Raw genomic sequence first — 10827 nt, forward strand, 5'->3', positions numbered from 1 at the left:
GGATGTCCCGTGGTCATGAAGCACTACCCGCCGGAGTTCAAGGCGGACGCGGTCGCGTTGTACGAGTCGCGGCCAGGGGCAACGATCGGGTCGGTCGCCGCCGATCTGGGGGTCAACCCGGAGACGCTGCGGAACTGGGTTCGGGCGGCCGGAGCGAGCCGGCCCCGGGGACGCCGGGCGGAGGCGCCGGCCGAGCCGCCCACGCCGTTGGAGGCGGAGAACGCCGCTCTGCGCAAGAAGGTCCGCGAGCTGGAGGAGGAACGCGAGATCCTGCGGAAGGCGGCGAAGCATTTCGCCGGGGAGACGCGCTGGTGAACCGCTTCCAGTTCGTCGCCGACCACCAGCGCCGCTACGGCGTGAAGCGGTTGTGCACCATCCTCGGCGTCGCCCGCTCCAGCTTCTACTACTGGCGCCGCACCGCCGCGGCCCGGGCTGCCCGGCAGGCGGCCGACGCCCGGCTCGCCGCCCGGATACGGGCCGTGCACTTCGAATCGGACGGCACCTACGGCGTTCCCAGGATCACCGCCGAGCTCCGTGATGAGGGCAAGCGGGTCAACCACAAGCGGATCGCGCGCGTGATGCGGAGCATCAATCTCGCGGGCGTGCGGCTGCGTCGCAGGCACCGCACCACGATCCCGGACCCGGCCGCGGCGAAGGCCCCGGACCTGATCGGCCGCGACTTCACCGCGAGCGAGCCGAACACGAAGTACGTCGGCGACATCACCTATCTCCCGCTGGACGACGGGAAGTTCCTCTACCTGGCCACCGTCATCGACCTCGCCTCACGCTGCCTGACCGGCTGGGCGATCGCGGATCACATGCGCACCGAGCTCGTCACCGACGCGCTCGCCGCCGCCGAGCGGACCCGCGGCAGCGTCGCCGGAGCGGTCATGCACACCGATCACGGCGCCCAGTACACCAGCCGGGCGTTTGCCGACGCCTGCCGCCAAGCCGGCGTCCACCAGTCCATGAGCGCGATCGGCTCCAGCGCGGACAACGCGCTCGCCGAGTCCTTCAACGCGACGTTCAAACGCGAGACGCTCCAGGGCCGAAAGAGCTGGTCCAGCGAGCGCGAGGCCCGCCTCGACGCGTTCCGCTGGCTGCACCGTTACAACACCCGACGCCGTCACTCCCGCCTCGGGCAACGCAGCCCGATCGCCTACGAGACAGCGTCCGGAACAACATCAACTACGCTGGCACCAGCCGCATAACCCGTGTCCAGGATTCGGGGTCAAGGCCCGTCGGGGTCTGTGCCGTTGGCTGGACACACTCGTGGGTAGGTCAGGTCATCGCACGGTCTGCCGACCGGGAGCCGGGCGCACACCAATAGGGCCATTGAGCCCGCAGGGCCCGCCCTCAGGGGATGTACTCCTCCATGAGCTTGCCCAGGTGCAGGATCATCGGCAGCCGGGTCGCCTTGCTGGTGTGCGTGTGGAATCGGCGCAGTGTTTGCACGTACAGCGCCAGCTCGTCCGGGTCGTCGCCGTCCTGGAGAAAGGAGGCGTGAATGTGCAGCGAGGTGGGGTTCTGGCCGTTCTTGCTGTCGTTGGCCGGCCCGGACAACTTGCTCACACCCTTGGGTAGTTGGCTGGTGTCCGGGCGAGGGTTGATAGCCAGGTAGCCGCGATCCCTCCAGCGCACGACTCCGGAGAACCGCCCCCAACCATAGGAAAGTTCGGGCAGCACGGCGTCCGGCTCCCCCTCCGGGGCATCGCCGTCGACGGCTCCGCCATCGCCCACCGCACCGGAGTCTGGGACGTCGTCCAGGTGGGGTTTCGCGGGGTCCTGCGTGTCGTCGGCATCCTCGATGCCGGCTTCAGGCTCGGTTGCCTTCGGGGCCGGGCCGATGCCGAAGCCGTGGGGCAGTTCGTTGGTGTCGTCGTTGATTCGCACGATGCGCAGGCCCGGCAGGCTGGCCGGTGTGCGCGGGGTGGGTACCGTTTCGGGGTCGGTGAGCGATACCCCTGGCCACACGAGCGTGTCGGGGGTGATGTGGTGGTTGGAAAGCCAGGGCCACAACCCCTTGTTGCGCAGCGTGGCGGCGCGGGCGATGAAAAGCCGGTCGTGGGCGGCGTCCTCGGCGAGCGCGCCGCGCAGGAAGCGGGCGAGCGCCTCCTGGTCGGTCCGCTTCACTTTCCCGCGGCCTGTGGCCAGCGCTGCCGGAAGCAGCTCGAGGGACATCTCCGGCTCGACGGGGTGGTTCGGGCTGGGGATCAGCTGACCCGTCGCGGTGCCGTCGGTGCGCATCCGCAGCAGCATCGGAACGAAGTGAGGTCCGGCGTGGGCCAGCCACAGCGCGGACACCTCCAGCGGCGCGGTGTCGGACAGCGGCGGGACCGCGGGGAGCCGGCCCAGCTGCCGCAGCAGGTCCAGCACCGCGGCGGTGACACGTTCGATGTCCTGCTTGCGTACGGCGGTGTCCTCGAACGGGTGCAGGCCCCTGCTCTTCGCGTCGGGGTTCGGGTCCCGGTTGACGGGCTTGACGATCTGGACCAGTCGGCGGCACTGGGGCGGCAGAGCGGTCTTCAGTGGCTTCTTCGGGTCCTCCAGCCGGGCGGCCTTGTAGTAGCCCGGACCCTCCAACTCGATGAGGCAGCCGACCTGGCGGTCCTCGGGCGGGAACGCCTCCTGCCACAGGCGGGCGCGGTCCTCGAGGGCGGCCTGGCGGGCCTTGCGCCGCTTGTCCAGGTCGCTGTCGGTGGCCTTGGGCCAGCCGGCCAGCAGCAGCCCGGGCTTGACCAGGCGCAGCCGGACGGAGAACTCGTCGCCGCGGTAGCAGCGCACGAGCACGTCACCGTCCTGGGTGGTGGTGTGCTCCAGGCCGAGGATCCGGGTGAGCACGAGGTGGACGGCGTCGGCGGTGCGCGGCGTGGCGTGCCACAGCTCGATCGGGTACTCGATGCCGACGGGGGTGCGCTTCTTCGGCAGTCGCCTCGAGCGCGGCTTCACCTCCGAGACGGGGGCGACCGGCACGAGGTGGTGCTCTTCCAGGGCCGGGGCCAGGGCCTCGAAGACGGTGAGGTGGTCGATCGGCTGGAAACCCGTTCCAGTGGGATGCCCACCGGTCTCCCGCGCCCCGTCGTCGGTGACGTCCTCGTCGTCGTTGAAGTAGCTGTATCCGGTGCTGTGCAGGAGAAACGCCTGCGGCTTGGGCGTCTGTTCGCCCCTGGCCTCGCTGGGGGAGGCGTAGCTGCCGGGGTCCATGCGGACCTGGTCGGGCAGGGGGAACAGGTCGGGGCTGGGGAGTCGGGACAGGATCTGGGGCAGGCCGGGCTTCCACGTCCACCGCATCTCGTCCTTGACGCCGGTCACGGTGACAGGGGCGCGCAGCAGCGTGTCGCGTTCGGTGCCGCGCAGCACGCCGCGTGGCGCGTACAGCAGCATGGTGGCGGTGGCGGGCTGGTACTGGCTGCGTCGTGGGATGTAGGCGGGCTGGGTGGCGGCCATCCGCGCGACGTGCGGGACCACTCGCAGCAGCAGCCGCTCGTCGTGGGGGAGGGTCACCACGTTGAAGCGCAGGTAGTGGGTGCTGTAGCCCTGCTCTCCGTTGCGGGACAGCCGGGTCGGCGGCCACAGGAACACTGACCGGTCACCGTCGGGCGAGGCCGGGCCCATGATCCATGAGGATCCCTGGTCGGTGTCGCGGCCGCCCAATCGGCGGCCCTGGTCGACCCAGTCGGCGGCAAGGGCCGTCGCCAGCACCTTGTAGGTGGCCTCGCTGGGATCGGCGGTGCCGTTCGGTCGAACCCCGTGCTCGAGCAGGTCCGGCCGGGCCGGTTTCCAGTCCAGTCTCAGTGTCTCGTCGATGACCTCGCCCCACGGGACGTCGGCCTGGTGGGGGGCGACGTGTCCACAGACCCAGGCCTCCAGCGCGAGTGCCAGCACGGTGGTGTCGGTCAGTGGGCGTACCGCGCGCAGCCAGGTGCCGGCGCGTAGGTCGGTGGAGACGGCCAGCAGCTGCGGCTCGAGTTCGAGTAGCAGCTCCGTGAGCGCCCATGTCGGCAGGCGGTCCTTGCGACGGGCTTTCGGATTGGAGGCCCAGGCCCGCTCCACGCGGGGGAGCAGGGCGGCGGGGAACGCGGCACCGTGCAGTTCGCACGGCCACCACCCGTCCGGTTTCGCGGCGAACAGCGGGAACTGGATCCCGCTGAAGGGGATCCTCGGGCGCTTCGGTCGCTCGGTCATCGGCTCCAGTCCATGGTCTCGAAGAGATTGTCCAAAAGGCCCCAGGTCGCACTCGCGATCTCGTGCTCGAGGTGCCGCCCAGATGGCGAACCCGGCTCCGGGGCAGCGAGTAGGCGGTTGATCAACTGCCTGCCCGCGACCAGCACGCTGGTGCGGTCGGTGTCCTCGGCCGTCTCGCGCCGGTTGGCGGCCCGGGGCGCGAACGCGGCGTCGATGAGGTAGATCCGGGTCGGCACGTTGCCGCGGATCGTGCGCCCGAGTGTCTGGTACAGCTGCACCATCAGGTCGCTGACGAACGCCCGCCGAAGGTCGTCGCGGGCAAGGCGGGAGAAGAACAGCGGCTGCCCCATCAAGGTCAGCCACAGGCCACGGGCATCGGCGCGCAGCAGCTGAGCCTGCTTGCTCAGGTCCACACCCCGGTCCGTGCCGTCCACAGGGGTCAGCAGCCGTTGCATTGCGTACTGGTTGAGAACGGCGAGCGGGAACGACAGGTCGTCGGCGGGCGGGTGCAGCCTGGCGAGGTAGAACAAGGCGCCGAACGCCGCCACCCCCCGCTCGTTGAGGACGTTATGGCCGCGTTGCAGCGACCCCTCCGGGGCGAGCATGACGTCGGCGTCCGTCGCAGCGAAGCGCCCGATCCTCCGGTAGGCCAGCCCATACCGGCCAGGGGCTTCGGAGTCGGGGGTGACGTGCCGGGCCGACAGGCGGGTCCTGAGATTCATGTGCAGTGCGCACGCGGCAGCGTCCTTGCCGCTGAGTGTGACGAACGCGAGCCGCTGACGATCGGGGTCCAGCCGATCGCGCACCTGGTCGACCAGCGACTTCGAAGCCCCGGACGCGGGGTTGCAGATCGCGTCCAGGACGTCGCGCAGCGCGTCCTCCCGCCGCTGGCGGCCACCGGCGCCGGACACGAAGATCCCCTTGTGGTCGCCGGGCCGGTACTGTGGCCGAAACAGCATCCGGCTCTGCCGCAGCGCCTGCGCGCACGGCTCGGGTTCGCGCAGGATCAACTGTGGAGTGATGGCCACGTGGTAGCGCGCCGAGCCGGGCATCCAGCTTGTGGCAGAGGTGAGCACCACGTTGGGGCCCTCGATACCTTCGCACCCCAGCAGGTCGTGCAGGTGGTAGAGCAGCCAGCGGCCCACCCCGCGCAGCCACAGGATCTCCAGCGAACCACTGCTGCCGTCCCGGTTCGGCTTCCACTGCAGCGCCAGCATGTTGCCCATCGCCTGCTCCGGCACGAGCATCTGCAGGTCGGGTGGCGGCTGATGCTTGAAGAAGCTGTCGGCCGCCTCCATCGGCATCTGCTTTTGGACCGCGGGCAGCAGCGAGTTGGCGCCGAAGAAACTCGTGGTGATCCGCGCCGACCAGATGCCGGCCATGAGCAGCCGTACCAGTTGCGGCAGCATCTGCTCAACCCAGCCGTCGACGTTCCCGTCCTTGTCCTTCGGCGCGTGTTCGAGCAGCCATCCCTCGGCTGCTTCCTTCGCGGACCACTCGGTGTCGTAGCCGGCCGTCATAGCGGTCATGAGGCGGTCCAGGTGACCGGGAGGCGCCTTGAACGGGTCCCGGGCCAACGGCGCGAGGAACTCGTCGAAGAACCGGTCCGCGGCCTCTTCCTCCCCGGCCTGGTCCGGCCGCTCATGCAAGGTCGTGATCCCGTGCAAGGAACGGGCCAGCCGGTTCAGCAGCGAGAAACCGCTGAACGGCCCCTCCGCGACGATCTCCGACAACAGATCCTCGACGCCCCGACCCTTGCCGCCCCGACTCCTGCTGTTTCCACCCTTGGTCTGGCTCTTGTCCGGCGGAATCACCAGCAGCGGGTACAGACCGGCCAGCGCCTGATAGTGCCGCAGCATGTAGCCCTGGTAGCGGCGCACATCAGGGTGGGTCAGCGGCTGATGCCAGGCGGCATCGAGACTGTCATGGCAGGCGATCGCCGTGCGGGCACTCCAGCCACCCGGGAAAGTAAGCGGCTCCTGCAGCATGAACCGCTGGTCGAAATCACCCATCACCTTGTCGGCCTCGTCGACCAGCAACAAACCCAGCTCGTGCTGGATCGCCTCGATCTGCCGCGCCCGATAGGAGGAGCCCTCCATCCGGCTGCTCACCAGACCGGAGGATGTCATCACCCACACCTGCGCATCCGGGATCGCGCGAGCCGCGGCCTGCTGCGGACACACGTGTGTCAACGGGCAGTCATGCAGCTCGCGCCTATTCGGCAGCTTCAGCCGCCCGCGGCAGGGGAAATCCTCCTCCCGCAACGGCGCGTCACCGCGCCCGGCACCGGTACGCAGCGGCTCGAGCAGGCACATCGACGTGGTGAACTCCGCTGCCGGATCCAACCCCGGGCCGGGCAGCACGTCCCCGGCGTCCACGTCGTACAACTCGTCGCGCCAGTAGCCCTCTACATGGCGTTCACGGGTGGTACGCCCGATCAGGGGGACCGCACGAATCCCCAGCGCGCGCAGGAACCGCACCTTCGCGAGCGCGGCGCTGATCGAAGGCATCACGTAGCCCACCCGCAGTCCACGCTGGACACCGATGAACGCCAGCCCGTCCAGCAAGGTGCTCTTACCCGCGTTCATCAAACCGACCGCGTGGGCGATCCCGTCGACGGTGAACACACCCAGGCCGTCGACAAGCTTCCCGGCGGCTTCGTCGACACGCGAGAACGTCATATTCCGAAAACGCTGCTCGAAGTTGCGGTCAGTGATCTGCGGATGTGACTCCAGGGCCCGGTCCATCTCCTTGAAAGCCTGCGCCAGATCGCCGCGGGTGACGGGGAACGGCTCCCGGACACGGCTCGCGCGAGCCACGAGCCGCGCGGTCGGCGGGGCGACCTGGATCCAGGACGGGATCCGCAGGCTCTCGGTCGCACCATCGCGTCGTTTGAAGAAGCACTCGGCGCCCGGCGGCACCGGTTCGTGGGCCGGCTCGATGTCATAGGGAACCGCGTCGGTGAGCGCAGCCCGGTAGATGCCTTCCCGCTGGGGAAGGTGCGGCGAGGGATACCGCTCGAAGAGGGTGTTATTGAGGACCCGATGCCCGGACGGGCCGGTGCTGGTGAACATCCGCAGCTCGACCGGGACTTTGCGGTACTCATTCAGCCGCTCGCGCCACTGGCCGCCGCGCGCTGCGTCGCCCATCCGAAGCCGCACCCGCCGGCCGACCTCCACGCCTGCCGGACCCAGGTCGGCATAATGGTTGAGCGCCGTCCACAGGGCGCCGACGGACTGCCCGGCCAGATGCTGTTCCAGATAGAACAAGCCGAGCTCGAGCTGGCAGAACTCCGCCGGCGACAGGTCACCCAACCGCGCATCCAGGCCGGTCTCCTGGAGGTCGGTGACCAGGCCCTCGTACCACTGCGAGCCCATCCTCACCACGGTGCGCCTCCAAGAGCCCGAGCGCGTGCCCTCGAAATGAAGTCATCTTCGGAGATGACCCGGACGCCGTCGCTGCGGCCCTGCATCTCCCGCTTGAGATCGTCGACATAGTGCTTCTGCTCAAACCGGTGCCGAGGCAGGATCAAGAACCGATGCCGTGTCCGCATGCGCTGATCCCATTTGAACGAGCGCCCCAGCATCGTCGCACTCGTGCAGTCCTTGGCATCCCCGGCCCACCACTCGGACCGATCCGGATCATCCGGCGCGGCCGGATCAGGGAACTCCACGGCGACGTCGCAGGCGTCCATGACCGGCCACTTGTGAAGCCGCATCCGGCCTTCCGGCAGGTCTCCGAACGCATCGAACAGGCGCTTTTCCACCAAACCCGGGTCGTGCATACAGATCCGCACACCGCGGTGCTGCACGTAGTAGCCCTCCAGCACCCTGAGCCGCTTGATTTCCGGAACCCCGGCACAGCCGGGCGTCCCGCACATCTCAACGCCCTCATGCAGGGGGTTGCCACAGTCGCTGCAGACCCGGCAGGACGCACGACCTCCGGTCTTGCGGTACTGGTAGGCGGCGTCAAAAAAGTCCCGCACATAAAGGCGACCGTGACGGTCCACCTCCTTGAACCGCCTCGCGAGCTCGTTCAGCTCAAGGTCGGACACCACAGGGGTCTCGATCAGGAACAACCGCAGCGCCACATAGGCCTGCTGGACCTCCTCCTCCGTGCGCCCGTGCAACTCCGCCACGGTGAGCAGCTTGGCGAACGCCCGGTTCTCCGTGAGCTCCGCCTCGGCATCCGACCTGGGCGCGAGCCGGGCGGCCTCATCCGCGAACGCCGACAACTCCTCGCCGTCGATCAACAGGCTCTCTGCGTCACTGTCAGATACATCCAGTCGCACAGGCCAGCACCCCAGCGGCAGTCGGCACCAGGCGAACACTTCCATGTCGCTGACCGGCAGATCACTTCCCTGCTCCAACGCACGCCACCACAACCGCGTCACCCCCGCGCGCCACGCCTGAGGGAGCAGACCGGTCGTGGGCTCCGCCCCTTCACGGACGCGCTGACGCTCCCACAGGATCCGCGCCAGGCCGGCCGCCAGCAGTTTCAACGTCATGTAGTCGTCGGAGATGCTGCTGCCGACCTCCGCCAGCCGCTCGCGGGCTGCCTGGTGCACCGTCACACGCATACCGTACGCAGTTAACTACACAAAGTGACGTTTCTGCCGGTTAGGGATCACCCTTTGGGAGGCGAGACGCGAAGGCGCGACCGCGAGCAAGGGGCGAGCGTGATAGCCCGCTCAGAACTGCAGAGGCGGCGGCCCCGCACTCATCGCGCGGAATGGATCTCCGCCGCATAGAGGCACCCACGCGACCCACCCCTGGTCTCCCCGCTCAAGGACCCGCGGGAGTCGATGGGCTGGCTTTATCGAGCAGTAGCGACGTCGCTTGTCGATGGGTTTGGGAGGCGCCCTGTTCCACGGATGGGTGATGTCGACGAGTTTGGGAGGCACCGGGGTTCTTGCCAGGGCAGCATCGGGATGCTCCTGGTGAAAGGTGCTGGTCATGCCGCGGATGTCGAAGGTCGAGCTGTACGCGGCGATCCGGCGTGACCACCGTGGCGGCATGTCGATGCGGGAGCTTGAGCGCAAGCACGGCGTGACGTGGCGGACGGTACGGAAGGCGTTGGATTCGTCCTGGCCGGAGCCGCGCAAGAAGCTGCCGCCGCGGGCGACCGGACTGGACCGCTACAAGCCGGTGATCGACGAGATCCTGCGGGCGGACCTGGACGCGCCGCGCAAGCAGCGGCACACGATCACCCGGATCTTCCATCGGCTGGTCGAGGAACACGGCGCCGACGTCTCCTACGGGATGGTCCGCTACTACGTCGCGGCCCGGAAGCCCGAGATCCTGGTCGAGTCGGGCAAGGCGCCGCTGGAGGCGTTCGTCCCCCAGACCCACCAGCCCGGTCACGAGGCGGAGGTCGACTTCGGCGACGTGACGATCCGCCTCGCCGGCGAGCTGGTGACCTGCTACCTGTTCTCCTTCCGCCTGTCGTATTCGGGCAAGGCTGTCCACCGCGTGTTCGCGTCGTGCGGGCAGGAGGCGTTCTTCGAAGGCCACGCCCACGCGCTGCGGACGCTGGGCGGGGTTCCGCGAACCAAGGTCCGCTACGACAACCTCAAGGCCGCCGTCGCCCGCGTGCTCGGGCTGAGCCGGGCGAGGGTGGAGGCGGACCGGTGGATCGCGTTCAAGTCGCACTACGGCATCGAGAGCTTCTACTGCCGCCCAGGCATCGAGGGTGCCTACGAGAAGGGCGGCGTCGAGGGACAGATCGGCTACTTCCGCCGCAACCACTTCGTCCCCGTCCCCGAGGTCTCCTCGCTCGCCGAGCTGAACGAGATGGTCGAGCAGTGGGACCGGCAGGACGACGCCCGCCGAATCGGATCCAGGTCCAGGACCATTGCCGAGGACTTCGCGCTCGAACGACCGCTGCTGATGCCGCTGCCGGAGGAGCCGTTCGAGACCGGGCGGCTGTTCACCCCGCGAGTCGACCGCTACGGCCAGATCCCGGTCCGCACAAACCGCTACTCGGTCCCCATCCGGCTGATCGGCAAGCGGGTCAGGGTCATCCTTCACGCCTCTCACCTGGTGGTTTACGACCAGAACGTGGAGGTGGCCCGGCATGAGCGGCTGATCGCCAAAGGCGCCGTCCGCCTGGAACTGGACCACTACCTGGAAGTCCTGGTTCGCAAGCCCGGCGCCTTCCCCGGCTCGACCGCCCTCGAACAGGCCCGCTCGGCAGGCAAGTTCACCCCGGTCCACGACGCCTGGTGGACCCAGGCTATGAAGATCCACGGCGAGCGGGACGGCACCCGCGCGCTCATCGAGGTGCTGCTGCTCGGACGCCACATGACGCACGAACATGTCGTCGCCGGCCTGGCAGCAGCCCTGCGGGCCGGGGCACTGACCGCGGATGCGGTCGCGCTGGAGGCCCGCAAGGCCGCCCAGGCCGAGACCGAGCCCGCACCGGACGCCCGGACCCTCGGCCAGCCGCCGGCGACGGTGACGTCCCTGCACGAGTGGCGCCTGGCGCATCTTCCACCGGACACCAGGCCGCTGCCCTCGGTGTCCCACTACGACCAGTTGCTCCGACGCCGCCGCACCAGCGGCAGCGGCCACCGTGAGGGAGAAGCGCCATGACCACCCTGCCCCGCCAGCGGAGCCTGACCGAGCAGGCCGCCGACGCCGC

General features: G+C 68.9%; 5 protein-coding genes. 2 read left to right on the forward strand and 3 right to left on the reverse strand.

Annotated elements, in window-relative coordinates; translation table 11 throughout:
• Positions 1-9: 9 nt before the first annotated feature.
• Positions 10-1211, forward strand: a protein-coding gene (locus tag ACZ7HT_RS07525; RefSeq protein ID WP_471161086.1) for an IS3 family transposase whose coding sequence is annotated in 2 segments (ribosomal slippage) — positions 10-289 and positions 289-1211 — 1203 coding nt in all. Because the reading frame shifts where the segments join, the coding sequence is not laid out codon by codon here.
• A 145-nt stretch (positions 1212-1356) separates the two neighbouring features.
• On the opposite strand, the gene ACZ7HT_RS07530 is transcribed toward ACZ7HT_RS07525, so the two are convergent.
• From ACZ7HT_RS07530 to ACZ7HT_RS07540, 3 genes are read right to left on the reverse strand one after another with little or no spacing between them, the layout of a single operon-like run.
• Positions 1357-4185 carry a pPIWI_RE module domain-containing protein gene (locus ACZ7HT_RS07530; RefSeq protein WP_471161088.1) on the reverse strand — a complete coding sequence of 943 codons (2829 nt, stop codon included), beginning with the start codon at positions 4183-4185 and terminating at the stop codon, positions 1357-1359.
• Positions 4182-7562, reverse strand: a complete 3381-nt coding sequence (locus tag ACZ7HT_RS07535) for a pPIWI_RE_Z domain-containing protein (protein ID WP_471161091.1) — start codon at positions 7560-7562, stop codon at positions 4182-4184. The genes ACZ7HT_RS07530 and ACZ7HT_RS07535 overlap by 4 nt, the downstream gene beginning before the upstream one ends.
• A gap of 2 nt (positions 7563-7564) precedes the next feature.
• A complete protein-coding gene (locus tag ACZ7HT_RS07540) occupies positions 7565-8758 on the reverse strand; it encodes a restriction endonuclease-related protein (RefSeq protein WP_471161094.1) in 1194 nt (397 codons plus the stop codon).
• A 391-nt stretch (positions 8759-9149) separates the two neighbouring features.
• Here ACZ7HT_RS07540 and istA point away from each other — a divergent pair, with 391 nt between their 5' ends.
• The gene (gene istA / locus ACZ7HT_RS07545) at positions 9150-10778 is read left to right on the forward strand and encodes an IS21 family transposase (RefSeq protein WP_471161138.1); all 1629 of its coding nucleotides are present in this window, start codon (positions 9150-9152) and stop codon (positions 10776-10778) included.
• Positions 10779-10827 lie beyond the last annotated feature (49 nt).

It is taken from the genome of Streptomyces sp. NPDC037410 (assembly GCF_055602235.1).

Bases quoted from the DNA above. Each gene is read 5' to 3' on its own strand.
- istA (WP_471161138.1), top strand. From the start codon at position 9,150: ATGTCGAAGGTCGAGCTGTACGCGGCGATCCGGCGTGACCACCGTGGC.
- ACZ7HT_RS07530 (WP_471161088.1), bottom strand. From the start codon at position 4,185: ATGACCGAGCGACCGAAGCGCCCGAGGATCCCCTTCAGCGGGATCCAG.
- ACZ7HT_RS07535 (WP_471161091.1), bottom strand. From the start codon at position 7,562: ATGGGCTCGCAGTGGTACGAGGGCCTGGTCACCGACCTCCAGGAGACC.